The 18,621-nt window shown below is 69.8% G+C and carries 17 protein-coding genes and 1 tRNA gene; 10 read left to right on the top strand and 8 right to left on the bottom strand.

Going from position 1 to position 18,621, the window contains the following annotated elements; genetic code table 11:
* Positions 1–12: 12 nt before the first annotated feature.
* The 5 genes from ABZS97_RS07060 to ABZS97_RS07040 form a co-directional block, all read right to left on the bottom strand.
* On the bottom strand, positions 13–993 hold the full coding sequence (locus tag ABZS97_RS07060; protein WP_356134479.1) for a pyruvate dehydrogenase complex E1 component subunit beta: 981 nt from the start codon (positions 991–993) through the stop codon (positions 13–15).
* Positions 981–1,949, bottom strand: a complete 969-nt coding sequence (locus tag ABZS97_RS07055; RefSeq protein WP_356134477.1) for a thiamine pyrophosphate-dependent dehydrogenase E1 component subunit alpha — start codon at positions 1,947–1,949, stop codon at positions 981–983. Before ABZS97_RS07055 ends, ABZS97_RS07060 begins: the two co-directional genes overlap by 13 nt.
* The gene (locus ABZS97_RS07050) at positions 1,949–3,280 is read right to left on the bottom strand and encodes a Xaa-Pro peptidase family protein (RefSeq protein WP_356134475.1); all 1,332 of its coding nucleotides are present in this window, start codon (positions 3,278–3,280) and stop codon (positions 1,949–1,951) included. The genes ABZS97_RS07055 and ABZS97_RS07050 overlap by 1 nt, the downstream gene beginning before the upstream one ends.
* A 44-nt stretch (positions 3,281–3,324) precedes the next feature.
* Positions 3,325–3,966, bottom strand: a complete 642-nt coding sequence (locus ABZS97_RS07045) for an XRE family transcriptional regulator (protein ID WP_356134473.1) — start codon at positions 3,964–3,966, stop codon at positions 3,325–3,327.
* Positions 3,967–4,113: 147 nt separating this feature from the next.
* Positions 4,114–5,415: a DUF3533 domain-containing protein gene (locus ABZS97_RS07040; RefSeq protein ID WP_356134471.1), complete on the bottom strand. Its 1,302-nt coding sequence runs from the start codon at positions 5,413–5,415 to the stop codon at positions 4,114–4,116.
* A 525-nt stretch (positions 5,416–5,940) separates the two neighbouring features.
* On the opposite strand from ABZS97_RS07040, the gene ABZS97_RS07035 reads away from it, so the two are divergent.
* Positions 5,941–6,378 carry a Fur family transcriptional regulator gene (locus ABZS97_RS07035; RefSeq protein WP_356134468.1) on the top strand — a complete coding sequence of 146 codons (438 nt, stop codon included), beginning with the start codon at positions 5,941–5,943 and terminating at the stop codon, positions 6,376–6,378.
* Between the two features lie 33 nt (positions 6,379–6,411).
* Complete coding sequence (gene katG, locus ABZS97_RS07030; protein WP_356134466.1) at positions 6,412–8,625, top strand: catalase/peroxidase HPI; 2,214 nt, start codon at positions 6,412–6,414, stop codon at positions 8,623–8,625.
* A 282-nt stretch (positions 8,626–8,907) separates the two neighbouring features.
* Here the strand turns inward: katG and ABZS97_RS07025 are convergent, their stop codons facing one another.
* On the bottom strand, positions 8,908–9,300 hold the full coding sequence (locus tag ABZS97_RS07025; RefSeq protein ID WP_356134463.1) for a DUF6415 family natural product biosynthesis protein: 393 nt from the start codon (positions 9,298–9,300) through the stop codon (positions 8,908–8,910).
* An 88-nt stretch (positions 9,301–9,388) separates the two neighbouring features.
* On the opposite strand from ABZS97_RS07025, the gene ABZS97_RS07020 reads away from it, so the two are divergent.
* The 3 genes from ABZS97_RS07020 (at position 9,389) to ABZS97_RS07010 (ending at position 13,486) form a co-directional block, all read left to right on the top strand.
* Entirely contained in the window at positions 9,389–10,318 is a 930-nt protein-coding gene (locus tag ABZS97_RS07020) for a helix-turn-helix transcriptional regulator (protein WP_356134459.1), read from the top strand.
* A gap of 20 nt (positions 10,319–10,338) precedes the next feature.
* Positions 10,339–10,893, top strand: coding sequence for a class IV adenylate cyclase (gene cyaB / locus ABZS97_RS07015; protein ID WP_356134457.1), 555 nt, complete (start codon positions 10,339–10,341; stop codon positions 10,891–10,893).
* 481 nt (positions 10,894–11,374) lie between these two features.
* Positions 11,375–13,486: a serine/threonine-protein kinase gene (locus ABZS97_RS07010; protein WP_356134453.1), complete on the top strand. Its 2,112-nt coding sequence runs from the start codon at positions 11,375–11,377 to the stop codon at positions 13,484–13,486.
* Positions 13,487–13,822: 336 nt separating this feature from the next.
* Here ABZS97_RS07010 and ABZS97_RS07005 read toward each other — a convergent pair whose 3' ends face one another.
* Positions 13,823–14,401: a TetR/AcrR family transcriptional regulator gene (locus ABZS97_RS07005; protein ID WP_356134451.1), complete on the bottom strand. Its 579-nt coding sequence runs from the start codon at positions 14,399–14,401 to the stop codon at positions 13,823–13,825.
* A gap of 90 nt (positions 14,402–14,491) precedes the next feature.
* On the opposite strand from ABZS97_RS07005, the gene ABZS97_RS07000 reads away from it, so the two are divergent.
* The 3 genes from ABZS97_RS07000 (at position 14,492) to ABZS97_RS06990 (ending at position 16,183) form a co-directional block, all read left to right on the top strand.
* A complete protein-coding gene (locus tag ABZS97_RS07000) occupies positions 14,492–14,938 on the top strand; it encodes a DUF1772 domain-containing protein (protein WP_356134449.1) in 447 nt (148 codons plus the stop codon).
* 110 nt (positions 14,939–15,048) lie between these two features.
* Positions 15,049–15,399 (top strand): antibiotic biosynthesis monooxygenase family protein, encoded by a 351-nt coding sequence (locus ABZS97_RS06995; RefSeq protein ID WP_356134447.1) that lies wholly within the window; start codon positions 15,049–15,051, stop codon positions 15,397–15,399.
* Positions 15,400–15,757: 358 nt separating this feature from the next.
* A complete protein-coding gene (locus ABZS97_RS06990; RefSeq protein ID WP_356134445.1) occupies positions 15,758–16,183 on the top strand; it encodes a DUF4267 domain-containing protein in 426 nt (141 codons plus the stop codon).
* Positions 16,184–16,612: 429 nt separating this feature from the next.
* On the opposite strand, the gene ABZS97_RS06985 is transcribed toward ABZS97_RS06990, so the two are convergent.
* A tRNA-Pro gene (locus ABZS97_RS06985) sits at positions 16,613–16,689 on the bottom strand.
* Between the two features lie 172 nt (positions 16,690–16,861).
* Between ABZS97_RS06985 and ABZS97_RS06980 the strand changes: the two genes are divergently transcribed.
* Together ABZS97_RS06980 and ABZS97_RS06975 are read left to right on the top strand one after the other, a co-directional pair.
* A complete protein-coding gene (locus tag ABZS97_RS06980; protein WP_356134443.1) occupies positions 16,862–17,572 on the top strand; it encodes a transketolase in 711 nt (236 codons plus the stop codon).
* 94 nt (positions 17,573–17,666) lie between these two features.
* Positions 17,667–18,578: a transketolase gene (locus ABZS97_RS06975; protein WP_356134441.1), complete on the top strand. Its 912-nt coding sequence runs from the start codon at positions 17,667–17,669 to the stop codon at positions 18,576–18,578.
* The last annotated feature ends 43 nt before the right edge of the window (positions 18,579–18,621 follow it).

Raw genomic sequence — 18,621 nt, 5'->3', positions numbered from 1 at the left:
GGTGAGCGGCGGTCAGTACGCGGCGAGACGGCGGACCGTCGCCACGACCTTTTCGGCGGTGGGAATGACCTGTTCTTCCAGGGCGTCCGCGAACGGCAGCGGGACGCACTCCCCCGCCACCCGTCGCACGGGTGCGTCCAGCAGGCCGAATCCCTCGTCGGCGACGATCGACACGAGCGTGCCGCCCCACCCGCCCTGGTACGGGTTCTCCTCCACGGTGACCAGCCGGGAGGTCCGGGCGAGTGAGGCGAGTACGGTGGCGGCGTCCAGCGGCACCAGGCAGCGCAGGTCGATCACGTCCGCCTCGATGCCTTCGCGGGCCAGCTCCTCGGCGGCGGCCAGCGCCACGGGCACCATCGAGGCCAGCGCCACCAGTGTGACGTCGCCGCCCGCGCGGACGAGGGCCGCGCGGCCCAGCTCGACCAGGTGGTCCGGGGGTGCGGGCGGGCCCTTGGTGGCGAGCAGTCCCTTGTGCTCGAAGAAGACGACGGGATCGTCACTGCGGATGGCGGCGGCCATCATGCCGATCACGTCGGCGGGTGTCGCCGGTGCCGCGATCTTCAGGCCGGGGACGGTGAACGTCCAGTTCTCGGTGGCCTGCGAGTGCTGTGCGCCGAAGCCGAGGCCGCCTCCGTTGGCGGTGCGCACGACGAGCGGCACCGTCACCTGACCGCCCGTCATGTACCGCACTTTGGGTATCTCGTTGGCGAGGTAGTCCCAGCAACAGGCGAGGAAGTCGGAGAACATTATCTCCGCTACCGGGCGCATGCCGGTCATCGCGGCGCCCATCGCCGCGCCCACGATGGCCTGTTCGGAGATGGGGGTGTCCCACACCCGATCGGGTCCGAACTCCTCGAAGAGCCCGGCGGTCGTCTTGAAGACGCCGCCGGCCGCGCCGATGTCCTCGCCGAGGCACACGACGGCCGTATCGCGGCGCATCTCGCGGGCGATGCCCTCGGCGACCGCTTCCCGGTAGCTGATCACGTCCGCCATGCCGCCCCTCCGTCCGCCCATACGTCGGTCAGTGCCTCGCCGGGGTCGGGCGGGGGCGCGCTCTTCGCGGCGTCGACGGCGTCCGCGACCGTCCGCTCGACGCGGGCGTCGACCTCCTGTGTGGTGGTTCCCAGAGCTTCGAGCCGGGCGCGGGCGAGGTCCAACGGGTCGTGTTTCAGCCAGCGTTCGACCTCCTCGGCCGGGCGGTAGGTCGCCGGGTCGGTGCGGCTGTGCCCGAAGTGGCGGTAGGTCTCCGCCTCCAGCAGGCCCGGCCCCTCCCCCGCCCGCGCCCGGTCCGCGAGCCGGCCAACCGCCTCCCGCACGAGCACCACGTCGTTGCCGTCGACGACCTCGCCCGTGATGCCGTACGCGGGGGCGCGGTCCGCCGCCGGCCGGGCGACCGCCGTGACCTCGGCGATGGGCGTGTACTCCATATAGAGGTTGTTCTCGCACACGAAGAGCACCGGCAGTTTCCATACGGCGGCGAGGTTGAGCGCCTCGTGGAAGGCGCCGATGTTGGTGGCGCCGTCGCCGAAGAAGGCCACCGCGATCTGTTCGGTGCCGCGCAGCCGGGCCGACCAGGCGGCGCCGACCGCCATCGGCAGATGGGCGCCCACGATGGCGTACGAGCCGAGCATGCCGGCGGACGCCTTGGTGAGGTGCATCGAGCCGCCCTTGGCCCGGCACAACCCCGTTGCCCGGCTCATGAGTTCGGCCAGGCACTCCTCGGGGGTGGCACCGCGGGCGAGGGCGTGATGGTGGCCGCGGTAGGTGGCGAAGACGTAGTCGTCGGGGCGCAGGGCCGCGCTCGCGCCGACGGCGATCGCCTCCTGTCCGGCGGCCAGATGTGTGGTGCCCTTGACCAGCCCGGACAGGAACAGGTCGTGGGCGGCCTTCTCGGTACGGCGGATGATCGCCATCCGTTCGTAGAGCGCGAGGAGTTCGGGGCCGTCCATCAGCGCGTCCCGCCTCGGGTGTTGAGGTGGGACTGGGCCTCGCGCCGGGTGTTCAGTTCGCCTCCGACGGTCCAGTACTTGCGGCCCGCGACGAGGAGTTCCTCGGCCGGGAACTTGGTGATCACCTCGCAGCCGTCGGCGGTGACGACGAGCTCCTCCTCGATGCGCGCCGCCGACCAGCCGTCCTTCGCGGGCCAGTACGTCTCCAGGGCGAACACCATGCCCTCTTCGAGGACTTCGGGGTGGTCGAGCGAGACGAGGCGGCTGAAGATCGGCTTCTCCCAGATGGACAGGCCCACTCCGTGGCCGTACTGCAGCGCGAAGGCGGCCGTCTCGTCGGGGAAGCCGAACTCCTCGGCGCGCGGCCACACTTGGACGATGTCGGCGGTGGTCGCGCCGGGTCGCACCAGGGCGATCGCCTCGTCCATGTACTCCCGGCAGCGGACGTACGCGTCGCGCTGCGCGCCCGAGGCGCTGCCGACGGCGAAGGTGCGGTAGTAGCAGGTGCGGTAGCCGAGGTGGCTGTGCAGGATGTCGAAGAAGGCGGGGTCACCGGGGCGGATCAGCCGGTCGCTGAAGACGTGGGGGTGCGGTGAACAGCGCTCCCCCGAGATGGCGTTGACGCCCTCGACGTACTCGCTGCCCAGGTCGTACAGCACCTTGCTGACGAGCCCCACGCACTCGTTCTCCCGGACGCCGGGGCGCAGGTAGCCGTAGAGCTCCTCGTAGGCGGCGTCGACCATCGCGCAGGCCTGGGTGAGCAAGGAGATCTCGTCGCGCGACTTGGTGCGGCGGGCCCGGAGGAACACCTGCTGTCCGTCGACGACGTCGATGCCCTGGGCGCGCAGTGCCATGAGGATCGGCATCTCGACGAGGTCGACGCCCAACGGCTCGCCCGCCAGGCCGCGTTCGCGCAGCTCGGCGGCGATCTTCGCGGCGACGTCCCCGGCGATGCCGGCGTCCGGGTGGAAGGCGCCGCGGAGGGTCGAGATTCCGGCCCGGGCGCCGGTCGGCGGTCCTTCCTTGCCGTCGCTGTAGTCCAGCCAGGGGTTGTGGAGCTGGTGGTGGCGGGCGGCGGAGCCGAAGTCCCAGACGATCGGGTCGCCGCCGCGGACGAGCAGCGCGAAGCGGATCAGCTTGTCCATGGCCCAGGTGCCGATGTGGGTGGACGACATGTAGCGGATGTTGGCGAAGTCGAAGCTGAGCACGGCGCCCAGCTCCGAGCGGTTGAGCGCCTCGTGCAGCCGGGCGAGGCGTTCCTTGCGCAGCCGGTCGAGGTCGATGCGCTCTTCCCAGTCGACCGCGTTCGGCCCGAATGTGCGGATCGTCATGGAGACCACCCCCAACCGGAGTGAACGACCGCAGAGCGGGAGTGTCAAGTGGTACTGAACACGAACCAGACGCCCACGGCCGGTTCGGAGCCGTCGTTGCGGTAGCGGTGCGGAGTGGTCGACTCGAAGCTGACCGCGTCGCCGGGGCGGATCGTGTACTCGTCGAAGCCGAGGGTGAGGACCAGTTCGCCTGAGGTCAGAACGCCGTACTCGGTTCCCGCGTGCCGCATCAGGCCGCCGGAGCCGGAGGAGGAGCCGCCGGGGCGGTAGGTCACGAGCAGGAAGTCGACGTCCGTGCCGGGGACATGGCCGAGGCGCTCCCACACCACGCCCGAGTCCAGCTCCAGCCTCTCCCGCTCCTCGGCACCGACCAGCGGTCCGATACGGCGGCCGGGGTCGGCGGCGAACGCGGCGAGGGCGTGCAGGACGGTGGCCGGTGCCCCCACGGCCGCCGGGGCCGCAGCGGTCGCCTCCCGGGCGTCGAAGAGCGACTCCACGGAGATGTCCAGGGCTGTCGTGATCGCGTACAGCGTGCTCACCGACGGCTGGCTCTTGCCGGTCTCGATCTGCGAGATCAGGCTCGCGGAGACCCCGATCTCGCGCGCGAGAGCGCGCAGGCTCACGCCTCGCTCCAGGCGCGCCCGCCGGATCCGCGCGCCGAGGGGCGGCACGACCGCAGGAGACACGGGCAACTCCCTTCACCGCCGAGCCGTGTTCAGCTTCATTGAACAGCAGAGCGGGCGATCCGACTCCGGAATCCGGTACCCCGGTCGGCGCTTGCGGTCCCCCGGGTTGCGGCGAGGCGGGCGGCCGGACCTGGTCAGGTGACCCGGTCAGGTGAGTTGCGGGACGACGCGGCGATGGCCCTTGCGGTCGTAGTAGAGGGTCATCGCGAAGCCGAAGAGGAGAGCGGCGGCGATTCCGATGGCGGTCATGACCCAGGCACGGCCCAGTCCGGCGTCCAGGCGCGCGTCGAAGAAGAGGATCGAGCGCACGCCGTCGGTGAGCTGCCGCATCGGCTCGAAGATCGCCAGCCCGCGGAAGAACGGGGGCACCGCGACCAGCGGGACGGTCGCTCCGGAGGACGGGATGCCCATGACGATGAAGACGAACATGCTGACCAGCTGCCCGAGCCCGCCGAAGGCGGCGTTGATGGCCTGGACACCGAGTCCTACGGCGGCGGTCGCGCAGAAGGAGAACACCCAGAGCATGGGCAGATGGGCGGCGTCCATGTTCAGGATGCCGACGGTGGCGGCCATGATCACCGATGAGGTGACGGCGGCCAGCACCACCGACATGACGCACTTGACGGCGAGGGTGCGGGTGCGGCTGATGGCCACGACGGGGTGCCGGACCATCCAGGGGCCGATCTCGTTGTCGACGTAGCCCAGGGCGACGTCCACGCCGTTGCTGATGATGTTGGCGCCCAGGAACCCGGCGAGGATCAACAGCAGCGTGTAGTACAGCGCCGACAGCCCGAGCCCGCTGTGGTCGCCGATGGGGTGCCCCTGCTGGACGGTGACCGCGACCGGGTCGGCGAGGACGAGTCGCAGCGGCCCGGAGATCGCCGTACCGCTGCCGCTCAACTGGCTCGTCAGGGTCTTGCCCAGCTCGATCGAGGCCTGCTGGGCGGTCTTCTGCGAGGTCTGCTGGGCCAGCGAGGACCCCAGGCTCCCCATGGAGGGGTTGGTCAGGACGGTCATGGTGGGGCGCGTGGGGTTCTTGGTGCGCGGATCGGCCAGCCCGGCCACCGATGTGGTGAACCCCGCCGGGACCACCAGGGCGCCGTACAGCTTCCCGGACTCCAGCTGCTCCTGGGCCTCCGCCCTGCTGAGCGGTCGCCAGTCGATCTTGTCGCTCCGGTCTCCGGCCTTCTTGACGGAGGCGGTGATCTGGCGCCCGAAGTTCTGCTGCCTGCCGCCCACCAGGGCCCCCTGATCGCTGTTGACCAGGCCGATCCTCATCTCGTGCAGGTTCCCGCGCGGGTTGAGGACACCGCCCATGTAGAACAACGGCAGCAGCAGGGCCAGCAGGGTGAGCAGGACGGTGGGGGTGGCCCAGACCCGGGGATTCCTCAGCACCGCCGTCACCTGGCGGATCGCGGGCGTCGGTGCGGGATCGGATGTCTGCGTCATGGTTCCTCCGAGCGGCCGTGGTGCGTCGCGGGCCGGACAGGACATGGGCCCGAAGGCCTTCGGGTCGGACGGAAGTCCGCGCCCAGAAGATACGTCGCCCGGCCGCCGCGACCGGTGAGGCCGGGATGACCGGGAGCGTGTCCCGGAACGAGCGCGGTCGGGAAGAACGAAGCGGCGGGAAGGACTGCGCGAAGGGCGGGGGACGGAGAGCGGAAGGACTGAGGGGGGCGGCTGCCGACGACGCCGTACGACCGCGGAGGGCGCCGTACGACCGCGCACGACGCCGTAGGACCGCGCACGACGGCGCACGCCCCCTGGCATACCACCCGGACCGGTCCCGACACAGGCGGGTATCGGCCGCCGGGAGCGGCCCCGCGGGAGGCGGTCCCGGACCTCGTAGCCACCTCGTACCCGCCCGGAAATCGCGGGCCGGCCGCCGGGCCGGCCGCTGCGACACCTCTTCTTCTAAACTTTGATGGATCGTTTTCTTGAATCGTTCGTGTTTATGAGGATAGGTTTGACGTCATGACCGCATCCCAGAGTCCGACCACCGCCGAGCAGCTGCGCGGTGCCGGCCTGCGGGTGACGGCCGCCCGCGTCGCGCTGCTCGAAACCGTCCGGCACGGTGATCACCTCGGTGTCGAGGCCATCGCCACCGGGGTACGCGCTCGCGTGGGCCATATATCCGTTCAGGCCGTATACGAAGCCCTGCACGCCCTCACCGCCGCCGGACTCGTACGCCGCATCGAACCGGCCGGCAGCCCGGCCCGGTTCGAAGGCCGCGTCGGCGACAACCACCACCACGTCATATGCCGGTCGTGCGCCGTCGTCGCCGACGTCGACTGCGCGGTCGACGTGGCCCCCTGTCTGACTGCGTCCGACGACCACGGCTTCGCCATCGACGAGGCCGAGGTCATCTACTGGGGCCTGTGCCCCACCTGTTCCACCGCCCTCAGTACCTGACCACCATGATCTGTCTGGTCCGGAAGGATTCCCATGTCTGAGAACCCCGATGCAATCGTCACCGACCCCAAGGTCGAGGGCACCGGTGGCTGCCCGGTCGCGCACGACCGTGCCCCGCACCCGACGCAGGGCGGCGGCAACCGCCAGTGGTGGCCGGAGCGACTGAACCTGAAGATCCTCGCCAAGGACCCCGTCGTGGCGAACCCGCTCGGTGCGGAGTTCGACTACTCCGAGGCGTTCCAGGCGCTTGACCTCGCTGCCGTGAAGCAGGACATCGCCGAGGTGCTGACCACCTCGCAGGACTGGTGGCCGGCCGACTTCGGCAACTACGGCCCGCTGATGGTCCGTATGGCCTGGCACAGCGCCGGCACCTACCGCATCAGCGACGGCCGCGGCGGTGGCGGCCGCGGCCAGCAGCGCTTCGCGCCGCTGAACAGCTGGCCGGACAACGGCAACCTCGACAAGGCCCGCCGTCTGCTGTGGCCGGTGAAGAAGAAGTACGGCCAGTCCATCTCCTGGGCCGACCTCCTGATCCTCACGGGCAATGTCGCGCTGGAGACGATGGGCTTCAGCACCTTCGGCTTCGGCGGCGGCCGCGCGGACGTCTGGGAGGCCGACGAGGACGTGTACTGGGGTCCCGAGACCACCTGGCTCGACGACCAGCGCTACACCGGCGACCGTGAGCTGGAGAACCCGCTCGGCGCAGTCCAGATGGGCCTCATCTACGTCAACCCGGAGGGCCCGAACGGCAACCCGGACCCGCTGGCCGCGGCCCGCGACATCCGCGAGACGTTCCGCCGCATGGCGATGAACGACGAGGAGACCGTCGCGCTGATCGCCGGTGGTCACACCTTCGGCAAGACCCACGGCGCCGGCCCGGCCGACGCGGTCGGCAACGACCCCGAGGCCGCCTCCATGGCCGAGCAGGGCCTGGGATGGAAGTCCACCCACGCCAGCGGCAAGGGCGGCGACGCGATCACCAGTGGTCTGGAGGTCACCTGGACCACCAAGCCCACCCAGTGGAGCAACGACTTCTTCGACATCCTCTTCGGCTACGAGTGGGAGCTCACGCAGAGCCCCGCCGGCGCCAACCAGTGGGTGGCCAAGGACGCCGAGGCGATCATCCCCGACGCCCACAGCGACTCGAAGAAGCTGCCCACGATGCTCACCACCGACCTCTCGCTGCGCTTCGACCCGATCTACGGCGAGATCTCGAAGCGCTTCCACGAGAACCCGGCCGAGTTCGCGGACGCCTTCGCCCGCGCCTGGTACAAGCTGACCCACCGTGACATGGGCCCGAAGTCGCTGTACCTCGGCCCGGAGGTCCCGGCGGAGACGCTGATCTGGCAGGACCCGCTGCCGGAGGCCGAGGGCGAGGTCATCGACGCCGCCGACATCGCGGCCCTGAAGGCCAAGCTCCTCGACTCGGGTCTGACGGTCTCGCAGCTGGTCTCCACCGCGTGGGCGTCGGCCTCGACGTTCCGCGGCAGCGACAAGCGCGGCGGCGCGAACGGCGCCCGCCTCCGCCTGGAGCCGCAGCGCGGCTGGGAGGCCAACGACCCGGACGAGCTCGCCCAGGTCCTGCGCGTCCTCGAGGGTGTCCAGGCCGGCTTCAACTCCGGTGCCAAGAAGGTCTCGCTGGCCGACCTGATCGTCCTCGGCGGTGCCGTCGGCGTCGAGAAGGCCGCCAAGGACGCCGGCTACGACGTGGAGGTCCCCTTCACGCCGGGCCGCGTGGACGCGACCGAGGAGCACACCGACGTGGAGTCCTTCGCCGCGCTGGAGCCGACCTCGGACGGCTTCCGCAACTACATCGGCAAGGGCAACCGCCTGCCGGCCGAGTACCTGCTGCTCGACCGCGCCAACCTGCTCACCCTGAGCGCCCCCGAGCTGACCGTCCTCGTCGGCGGTCTGCGCGTCCTGGGCGCCAACCAGGGCGGCTCGTCGCACGGCGTCCTCACCACCACGCCGGGCAAGCTGACCAACGACTTCTTCGTCAACCTGCTCGACATGGGCACGGCGTGGAAGTCCACCTCGGAGGACCAGAACACCTTCGAGGGCCGCGACGCCGCGACCGGCGAGGTCAAGTGGACCGGCACCCGTGCCGACCTCGTCTTCGGCTCCAACTCCGAGCTGCGCGCGCTGGCCGAGGTCTACGCGAGCGACGACGCGAAGGAGAAGTTCGTGAACGACTTCGTCGCGGCCTGGGCCAAGGTCTCGAACCTTGACCGGTTCGACCTGGTCTGATCCAGCTCCTGACGTCCGGGCCGGCCACGCGGCCGGCCCGGACGCACGAAAACCCTCACCGTCGCACTGACATTCAAGTCCCCCTCACGGGGCCCTCGAAGCCCTCAGCCGCTTCACCGCCTCGGCTTCGCCCGCACCACCCCACGGGCCGCCGCGGCCACCTCCCGCCTCGCCACCGTCGCCTGCACCAGCACCACCGCGGCCCGCGTCCAAACCCGGACCGCCATCAACAACGACGGCGACCGGAACCTCCACTAGCGGCACACGCGCAGGGCGCCATGCTCACGACGCGACCCCGATGAGTCGCTCGTAGTGGTCGCACAGGGCACACAGGGCGCGAGCGAGGCGCCGTGCGTAGGCGACAGCGGACTCGTATCCGGGCTGCGCCTGGACGCGCAGCTTGCCCCGGGCCTCGCCGACGCACGCAAGCGCGCAGTACTGCGCCACGTTCTGGGGGCGCCCCCTGACCGCGCCCTCGATCTCGGGGATCATCAACTCCAGCTGTCCGCGCATCGCGCGGGTGAGTGTGTCCACCTCGCCGGAAGTTGGGGGGAGCGCCTCGGGGGCCGAGTCCGGGTCGAGGAGCCGGTTCACGGTGTCGCGCATGGTGACGATGTCCGGTGGAGGTTCTGCGAACCCTGCCTTTGTGGACGGCTCGGCGGTACGGTGCGCCATGTCGACTCCTTCGCAGTCGGCCATTCCCCGGGGCCGTTCGAGCGGTCGTCCGGGATTTCGCGATCTGTTCAGGATCTTGTGACGCACGGTGCCGGTTCGATACCCGACCGGTAATCTCACGGTGGGATGGCTTTCCATCCAGTTCGTGGATACCGGGGGCTGCGGCATGACGATGCTTGGGCCGATCGAGTTGCCCGACTGGGCATGGGAGCGCGCCGAAGTCAGGCAGTCGCTGCGCACGCGGGACATGGGCGCAGCGTTCCGGCACGTGCAGCAATACGCCGGAGCCAGCCAGGCCCGCATCGCTGCAGCAGTGGGCATGACGCAGGCTCGCGTCAACGAGATCATCAACGGCCACCGCGAAGTCTCACGGCTGGACGTGTACGAGCGGATCGCGGACGGGCTGCGGATGCCCGACGACGCCCGGCACCTGCTCGGCCTGGCCGCCGGCCGAGAGAAGCGCTCCGGCGGCGCCGCCTTTGACCTCGCCGCGTTCCCTGAAGTGGTACGCGTGTACGCCGCCCAGAACTCCGCCGCCGAGGAAATCCGGCAACAGGCCCACACCGCGCAGCAGCTGGACATCTTGGCCGTGCGCGGCCTCGGTGTGATCGGACTGAACAAGAGCCTCCTGCGGGCCTGCCTGCCGCGCGAGCAGGGCGGCAAAGGGCTCCGGGTGCGGGTGCTGCTTCTCGACCCAGACAGCGAAGCCCTGACCAGACGAGCCGCCGAGATCGGAGAGTCCGCCGAGTCCCTCGCCAGCGGAGTGCGGCTCGCCGAGGCGCGGCTGCGTGAGCTGCTCGCCGACTCGTGCGACATCGAGGTGTACCGGTACCGGATGCTGCCCACTTGGCGGCTCATCCGCACAGATTCCACCATGTTTGTGAGCGCCTTCGACGCCGGATGGGAAGGCCACGAGAGCGCGACGTACAAGGTGATGGAGACACCGCACGGCCCTCTGTTTCGAGGGTTCAGCAGGATGTTCGAGGCGCTCATCGACGGCGCTCAGCGCACGGTCTGACCGAGGGAAGGGAACCGCACGTGATCGAGGCGGAGTTGAAGGCCCGCGTCCACTCGCCCGAGGCGGTCATGCGGCAGCTCGACGAGCGTGCCGAGGCCCGCGTCGAGATCTACCAGGACACCTATTACGACGAGCCCGGCAGGCAGTTGGAGAAACGGGACCAGGAACTGCGCGTGCGGACCGTCCACGGACGGGACGGGCTGCGGACCGTACTTGCGTTCAAGGACGCCACAGTCGACGAGGCGTCTGGGTCGAAACCCGAACACGAGACCCGGGTCGACGACTCGCAGGCTGCACACGCCATCCTGCAGGGCCTCGGCTATGTGCCGGTCATCGCCTTCCAGAAGCGGTGCCGCAACTACGACTTCACCGCGCACGGCCGGCGGATGCTCGCCACTTTCGTGCGCGTCCCCGAGATCGACGGCACGTTCCTCGAAGTCGAGGCGATCGTCGACGAGGGCGAGTTGAGCGCGGCCCTCGAAGACATCCGTGCGGTCCTCGGCGAGTTGGGCATCGGCCCGGATAGTCTGACCCGAGAGCTGTACACGGACGCGGTCGCAGCGCAGCGCAGTTGACCCCGGACATGAAGAAGGGCCCCCGCGTGGTCCTCACGACAATGCAGGGGGCCTTGTCACTGAGGCTTATCCAAGGCGGGGCGCGGGAGACCCTCGCTGGGGCACAGGCCCGGGAGGCTCCGCGCCCTTGATGTACATCTCGAACTTCCGTGCCAAGGTTTCAACGTTGACCGCTGCGTTCTGCATGGTCTTTGGATCGCCTTCGGAAACATCTTGGTCACTCGACATTTGCCCGTACAGGACCGCTGCGGCCTGCACCGCTGCGGCTCGAATTTCCTGATCCGGCCTCACGATTCCCCTCCCGACCCGCGACATTTACTCAGCCAGGCTGCCCAGCGTCCCGGTCGATGTAGCGGCCGGAATCGGGCTGCTGCCGAGTCCGCCGGGCGCCCTCAGACCAGACGGCTTGCCGGAAACTACACTAACTGGGCGTCCATACGCGGATAGCATCCATCCGCGTACAAGAGACCCTCTGCACAAGATGATCGGACTTCCCGTGCCTGATGCTGGCTTGGGCGGGCGGGTCCAGCCTGCCCGCCCCGGTGACCCTTCCCGCGTCGGTCCGTACCGCACCGTCGGCCGACTCGGCGTGGGCGGCATGGGAACCGTTTACGCCGGTATCGCCCCGGACGGGACGCGGGTGGCAGTCAAGGTCATCCACCCCGCGCAGGCCGGCGATCCGGAGTTCCGCGCCCGGTTCCGCCGCGAGGTGCAACTCTCCGCCCGGGTGCAGGGCCCCTGTCTGCTACCGCTCTTGGCGGCCGACCCCGACTCCGATTGTCCCTGGCTGGCGACCGCCTACGCACCAGGCCCGACCCTGACCCAGCATCTGGCCGCCCACGGCCCGCTCAAGGGCGGCACGTTGTACGCCTTCGCTACCGGCACCGCCCAGGCACTCGCCGCGATCCACAAAGCCGGGGTGGTTCACCGAGACGTGAAACCCCAGAACGTGGTGCTGACACCGACCGGTCCTCGGGTACTGGATTTCGGCATCGCACATGCCACCGACGGGACCAGCGTGACCCGGACCGGCGTACTCACGGGCACACCGGGTTGGATCAGTCCCGAGCACTACCGCAACGGTGCGGCAGGGCCCGAAGGCGATCTGTTCGCGTGGGGCGCCCTCGTGGCCTATGCGGCGACCGGTCGGCTCCCGTTCGGCAGCGGCGCCCAGGAAGCCATCGCGTACCGCGTCACCTCGGGCGTCCCGGATCTGCACGGGATACCGGAGCGGTTGAAGACGATCCTTGAGCAGGCCCTGGGCAAGGAGCCTTCCGAACGGCCCACCGCGGTCGAAACAGCTGAGACCTGCGCGCGGCTGCTCTCCGCGGAGGCCACCCAGATATTGGATCGCAGTGAGAACGCCGAGGGGAGCATCGCGCCCACGCTCGTGGGAAATTCGGTCGCAGCCCAGTGGTCCGTACCCGCCATCAACGACCCTGCCTGGCCCGAACCAGCCCGAACTCCCGGCAGCTCCAGCCGGCGCCGGGTTGTCACGATCGGCCTCGTCGCCGCAGCGATCGTCGGCGCGGGCATGGGCGGACTGCTCGCCCTCCGCGGCAACGGCGACAACGGGAGCAGCGCAGCCGCGCTCCCCACAACAGTACGAGCCGGCGCCCAGGCCTCTGCCGCCAAGGCCGAGGGAACCGCCCGCGCCGTGCCGGACAGCGACGACGTGGCCGGGCTGCAGGACATCGATCCCCGTACCATCCTCATCCCCACGGACCCGCTGGCCGGGGTGACCGATACCGCCTTCACCCGAGCGGACGACGAAACACAGCCGGCACCCGGCGAGTGGAGCGCGAGCCGTGCCGCGAGCGGTAGAGCAGAGACCGACGCCGAAACTGCGATCCGCAACCAGGTGACGGCCATGCTGGCCACCAAAGACATGGCGTTCATGAAGCCCACGGTGACGTTCAACCAGCGGGCGCAGACCGTGATGGTGACCGGTGGCCCCATCTCCACGCTGACCGACGACTACAAGGAAGTCTTCCGCCGGGCCGGCCAGATGGCCGCCTGCGCCACCCTCGCCACCCGCCTCAAGGACGCGCCGACCAGTTGGCCGTATGGCCGCTTCTCCGTCTACTGGAAGGACTACGAGGGCGAAGACGAAGCCACCCTGCTCGGCTTCGGACGGGCCACTGACGGTTGCTTCACCCAAGTCGCCGGGCAACAACAGGGGACCGAGGAGGGCATGGCGACCGCCGAGATCCCGAGCAGCGACAAGGCCGAGATCCGCGTCGCGGGGAACACGGTGAAAGCTGTCACAGCCGCGTGGAACGCCCGCATCGCCGAGGGGCACGGCCTGGAGCCCTTCGATCGGGACGACGCCATCAGCCTCGGTTTCGACCCGGTCGAAAAGACGATGTATGTGTGGGCCTGGGACGGCTCCGGCGCTCTGGCAGGCCGCGCGCAGCAAACCCACTTCCAGGACGTCGTCACCCATACCGCCTGCCCCAAGCTGCTTGCCGAGTACAACGCCAACAAACGCTGGAACTACACCCATTGGGTCATCGCCGCGTACCAGGGAAACAGCGCAACACCCCAGATCTTCACGTCAGGCGACTGCTTGCCCTCGCAGAGCCGGCCCTAATTTCTGACTCCAAGCCACCCGGGAGGAGTGACCTTAGGTCATCACTCTTGTCTCGTGTGTGCCGAGATCTCACGCAACGTCGTTGTGATCCGCAGTCTGGCGCGTACAGCTCTCTCAGGCGGGTGCTCGCAGCAGCGCACGACGTGACCGACCCGCGCCCTACCCATAAGAGCGGCGTCAGGGCGCGTATCGGGTCATGACCAATGAGCATCGCAGCTTCCGGGGCGAGTGCCCGTCTGGGGTACAGAGGGCCGGCGATCTGCGGCTGCGCCGTGTGGGCCACAGGCAAGCGGCGGGGCCCGAAGGCCCCGGCTGTGTGCCTGCCGGGATGGCGTGTCAGACCACGGGGAGCCGGTCCACCAGCAGTTCCAGCCTCGGCTCGGTGTCCTCCGGCGGTAGCCGGCCCGACCGGGTCAGGGTCGCCACCCCGTGCAGGGACGCCCAGAAGACCTCGGTGAACAGCCCCGGGGCGATGCCGTCCCCGGCGACCTCGCCGAGGCACTCCAGCAGCGCGGCGAAAGCGTCCTTGAGAGGTTCCGGGGTTTCCTCCTGCGCGTACGCGAGGCCGCCGTCGAGCTGGAAGATGGCGTCGTAGACCGCCGGGTTGCGTTCGGCGAAGTCGAGGTAGGCGCGGGCGAGGGCGTACACCCGGGCGCGCGGGCCGTCCGCGGCGGCTGTCGCGGCCCGCACCGCCTCGGCCATCTCGGTGGCGCCCTGGAGGGCGACGGCGCCGATGATCTCGCGTTTGCCGCGGAAGTGGCTGTAGAGGACGGGCTGGCTGTATTCGATGCGCTCGGCGAGCCGGCGGGTGGTGACCGCGTCCCAGCCCTGCTGCTCGGCGAGTTCGCGGGCTGTCGCCACGATGAGGCGCTCGCGCTCCGCCCGTTCGCGTTCCTTGCGTTCCTGTACCGACATGATTCGATCCTAGCACCGCTAGACAAGAGAGCGGCAGCAGTACTAGCGTTGCTTCATCAGCTAGCAACACTAGATGCCGAGAGGGTCATCATGCTCAACGCACTCGAGGTCGTCACCACCGTGGTCGTCGGCGTGATGGTGGGGGTGGAGTTCGCCGTCGCCTTCGTCATGAACCCGATCCTCAACGCCCTCCCGGAGGACAGCGGCCAACTCGGCCACGCTCACGGCGGCCGGATGCTCGGCGCCGTGATGCCGGTCTGGTACATCGGCTCGCTCGTCCTCGTCGGCATATGGGCCGTCGCCGGACGGCACCACCACGGCACCGGCCTCGTGGTCACCGCCGGCGCGCTGCTGATCCTCAGCGTGGTCATGTCGATCCTGCTGCTCGTCCCGATCAACAACCGGAACAAGACGTGGACCCCTGACAACCGGCCCGCCGACTGGAAGGAGCAGATGAACCGCTGGCTCCGCTTCCACTACGTCCGCGTCGCCGTCATCATCGCCGCCTTCGCGCTGCTGGTCGCCGCCCTCGTCTGACCCCGCGGGCTCGCCCGCCCGGTCCTCAGCACCCTCGAACTTCGCTCGTAACCGCAGGACGCGGCCCCCAGTGACACCCACTGACCGATCGTGAGAGGAAGTACCGACGAATGGCCAAGCTGCAGAGTCTCGACCCGCACACGCCGATGTTCGCGCAGTTCAAGGAGGAGACCGGGCCCATCGTCCTGGCCAACACCTTCTTCGTCCCGAAGGACAGGACTGAATCGTTCCTGGCCCTCTTTCGCAGGCAGGCCGAGTTCATGAAAGCTCAGCCGGGATTCATCTCCCTGCAGATGCACAAGGGAACGGCGGACAGCCAGCTGCTGATGAACATCGCGGTCTGGGAGTCGACAGAGGCGCTCGCCACTGCGTTGGACAGCCCGGAGTTCCAGCACATGGCGGCCGAGTTCCCCGACGACATCGTGTCGTACCCGCACATCTTCGAGCAGATCGACGTATGACGGGGCAGCTGTAACCGGGGGTGAGGGCGCGGGCGCGGGCGACCCGAACCGCTGTGGCCGCCGCTCCTGTCGCGGGTCGATCCGGAGGCGGACATCGTCCTGCGCGTGCAGGCCCAGCACGATCGCGTTGAGGCCACGCCGCCCCGGCTGGACGCCGCGGGCCCCGGCGTGGGGCGGCCACCGCCGGAGCCGACGAGCGCGCCACGCTCCTGTCTACCTCCCCACGCCAGTACGCGAGCGGCATCTGGCACACCCTCGGCCGCCCTCGCTACGCCCGCCACATCCGCGCCGCCTGACCAGGCCCCGTGCAACTCACTTGGCTCCCGCAATCTCACGAAGACTCGCAAGGAGAAGAACAATGCCGCTGAAGAAGATCAACACCGTCCTGACCGCCGCCTTCATCCTCTTCATCCTCTGGTTCGGGACGGAGTTCATCCTGAGCCCGGAGACAACGGCGCCGGGCTTCGGCCTGCCGAGCTGGCCCTCCGGCGACGGCGGCGGCTTCCTGATCATCAAGGGAATCCGCGACGTCGTCCTGGCCCTGGTCCTGGGCATCCTGCTGGTGACGGGCCACCGCCGGGCGCTGGGCTGGGTGCTGCTGGTGGAGGCCCTCGCCGCGTACGGCGACATGACCACCGTCCTGGCCCACCACGGCTCCGTGGCCACCGCCCTCGGGGTCCACGGCCTGACCGCGACGCTGATGGTCGTCAACGGCCTGCTGATGATGCACGAGACCCGCGAGGTCGCGGCCGCTCCGGCAAGGCCCGCCCCGCAGCCCGCCTGACCCCATCGATCCAAGGCGGCCCGGACCCCAGCCGGGCCATCTTGGCGCGTGCCGGTATTCGCGTGCCGGTATTCGCGAGTCCGCGCCCGCCGGGAGAGGTCAGGCAGACGATCTTCTCCAGCGAGCGACGACCTGACGGCTGACGCGGCCTGCTGCACCGCAGCGGCCACGGCCACATGGACTGGCGGACATTGGAGATCCGATCGGCGGGCCCGGCATAAGCAGCGGCGCTCACCGCGCGACCGCATCCAGCGACTCCGCGAGTCCCCCCACCGGCGCCGCTCCCCCGCCCCGCCCCGCCCGTCTTTCGACGCCACCGCGGACCATCCCCAAGTGCGGCCCGCGACCACAGCGCGACCACCAGCCCCCAGGAACACGAAAAGCCGCCCTCCCGTAAACGAGAGAACGGCTTCCGACCTGCATCAAAGCTGGTCGGGACGACAGGATTTGAACCTGCGACCCCTTGACCCCCAGTCAAGTGCGCTACCAAGCTGCGCCACGTCCCGATACCCGTCTGACCTGGGGTTTCCCCGGGCCGCACGTGCACGGAAACAATACCGCACTCGGGCTGGTGGTCGCGCACTCCTTTATTCGGAGTCCATCGGGGTTCGAGCGGGCGACGGAGACCGAGGGACGAGGCTTGACCTCAAGTTTGGTCGAGGTTGCACGATTCTTGGCATGACGATCACAGCAGAGCGCGGATACGAGCGCCACGACTACGCGGACCTGCCCCGGCTGATGGAGTTGATGACCGGCGCCGAGAAGCACGGGCCGGCGGCGACGTCCACCTTGGACGCGCTGTGGGTGCTCTACGACCGGGTGCTGCGGGTCGGGCCGGAGCGGATGGGCGATCCGGAGCGGGACCGGTTCCTGCTGTCCAAGGGGCACGGGCCTATGGCGTACTACGCCGTGCTCGCCGCGAAGGGATTCCTGCCGGTCGAGTGGCTGCCGGGCTTCGGCTCGTACGACTCGCCGCTGGGCCACCACCCGGACCGTGTCCTGGTGCCCGGCGCCGAGATCGGCAGCGGATCCCTCGGGCACGGGCTGCCGCTCGCCGTCGGGACGGCGCTGGGGCTGCGCGCGCAGAGGCTCGACGCGCCGCAGGTGTGGGTGCTGATCGGCGACGCGGAACTGGACGAGGGCAGCAACCACGAGGCGATCGCCTACGCCGGACCGGCCGGACTCGACCGGCTGCACACGGTCGTGATCGACAACTCCTCCGCGAGCCATGCCCGTCCCGGTGGGATCGCCGCCCGCTTCGAGGCCGCGGGCTGGTCCGCGCAGACCGTCGACGGTCACGACCACGAAGCGCTGCACGCCGCCTTCGTCGCGGCCCACCCCGGCCGCCCCCGCGTGGTCGTCGCCCGGGTCGAGCCGAAGTACGCCTGAGGTCCGCCGCTCAGCCGCTCAGCCGGGTCGGCTCTTCGCCCGGCGCTCACCATCCCCCACGCCCGTACGCCCTTTCGGAAGGACACGCCATCCCATGGACACCATGCGCGACCGTTTCGCCCCTGTCGTCAGCCGACTCCTGGACGAGGATCCGCGGGTCGCGGTCGTCCTGGCCGAGATCGGCAAGGACGGCTTCACCGAGGCGCTGCGCAAGCATCCGGAGCGGGTGATCAACGTGGGTATCCGTGAACAGCTCCTGATCGGAGCGGGCGCGGGTCTGGCGCTGACCGGACTGCGGCCCGTGCTGCACACGTTCGCGAGCTTCCTCGTGGAGCGGCCCTTCGAGCAGGTCAAGCTGGACCTCGGGCACCAGGACGCGGGCGCGGTGCTCGTCAGCGCCTCCGCCTCCTTCGACTGGCCCGCAGGGGGCTACACGCACATGGCGCCCGGCGACGTGGCCCTGCTCGACACCCTGGACGGCTGGACCGTGCATGTCCCGGGCCATCCGGACGAGGCCGAGTTCCTGCTGCGGCACGCGGTCGCCGCCGGGGACGACAAGGTGTACGTGCGGCTGTCCGTGCAGTCCAACGCACACGGGCTCGCCGTCGACGGCGCCCGGTTCCGCACCGTGCGCGAGGGGCGCGCCGGTGTGGTCGTCGCGGTGGGGCCGATGCTCGACTCCGTGCTGGAGGCCACGGAGGGGCTCGACGTCACCGTCCTCTACGCGACGACCGTCCGCCCCTTCGACGCGGCAGCGCTGCGCCGGGCAACGGAGGCGGCCGCCGCAGACGTCGTACTCGTCGAGCCGTACCTGGCCGGCACATCCACCGTCGCCGCCAACGACGCGCTCGCCGATGTCCCCCACCGGGTCCTCGGCCTCGGCGTGGACCGCCGCGAACTGCGCCGGTACGGACGCATCGACGAGCACACGGCAGCGCACGGCCTCGACGCCGCTTCGCTGCGGGAGCGGATCGGTGGCTTCCTGGGGACGCGGGTCGGGGGTTGATCACTCGGATGCCGGGTGCTTGTTCCTGGGGTCCGCGGCGGAC

This window comes from Streptomyces sp. NPDC005485 (assembly GCF_040606085.1).
GTDB lineage: Bacteria > Actinomycetota > Actinomycetes > Streptomycetales > Streptomycetaceae > Streptomyces.
The sequence above is the reverse complement of the archived record's forward strand: the minus strand, read 5'-3'. Positions and strand labels throughout refer to the sequence as shown.

Coding starts and splice junctions, on each gene's coding strand:
- ABZS97_RS06995 (WP_356134447.1), top strand. CDS start 15,049: ATGGCCAAGCTGCAGAGTCTCGACCCGCACACGCCGATGTTCGCGCAG.
- ABZS97_RS07005 (WP_356134451.1), bottom strand. CDS start 14,401: ATGTCGGTACAGGAACGCAAGGAACGCGAACGGGCGGAGCGCGAGCGC.
- ABZS97_RS06975 (WP_356134441.1), top strand. CDS start 17,667: ATGGACACCATGCGCGACCGTTTCGCCCCTGTCGTCAGCCGACTCCTG.
- ABZS97_RS06990 (WP_356134445.1), top strand. CDS start 15,758: ATGCCGCTGAAGAAGATCAACACCGTCCTGACCGCCGCCTTCATCCTC.
- ABZS97_RS07060 (WP_356134479.1), bottom strand. CDS start 993: ATGGCGGACGTGATCAGCTACCGGGAAGCGGTCGCCGAGGGCATCGCC.
- ABZS97_RS07040 (WP_356134471.1), bottom strand. CDS start 5,415: ATGACGCAGACATCCGATCCCGCACCGACGCCCGCGATCCGCCAGGTG.
- katG (WP_356134466.1), top strand. CDS start 6,412: ATGTCTGAGAACCCCGATGCAATCGTCACCGACCCCAAGGTCGAGGGC.
- ABZS97_RS07055 (WP_356134477.1), bottom strand. CDS start 1,949: ATGGACGGCCCCGAACTCCTCGCGCTCTACGAACGGATGGCGATCATC.
- ABZS97_RS07010 (WP_356134453.1), top strand. CDS start 11,375: ATGATCGGACTTCCCGTGCCTGATGCTGGCTTGGGCGGGCGGGTCCAG.
- ABZS97_RS07025 (WP_356134463.1), bottom strand. CDS start 9,300: ATGGCGCACCGTACCGCCGAGCCGTCCACAAAGGCAGGGTTCGCAGAA.
- ABZS97_RS06980 (WP_356134443.1), top strand. CDS start 16,862: ATGACGATCACAGCAGAGCGCGGATACGAGCGCCACGACTACGCGGAC.
- ABZS97_RS07000 (WP_356134449.1), top strand. CDS start 14,492: ATGCTCAACGCACTCGAGGTCGTCACCACCGTGGTCGTCGGCGTGATG.
- ABZS97_RS07050 (WP_356134475.1), bottom strand. CDS start 3,280: ATGACGATCCGCACATTCGGGCCGAACGCGGTCGACTGGGAAGAGCGC.
- ABZS97_RS07035 (WP_356134468.1), top strand. CDS start 5,941: ATGACCGCATCCCAGAGTCCGACCACCGCCGAGCAGCTGCGCGGTGCC.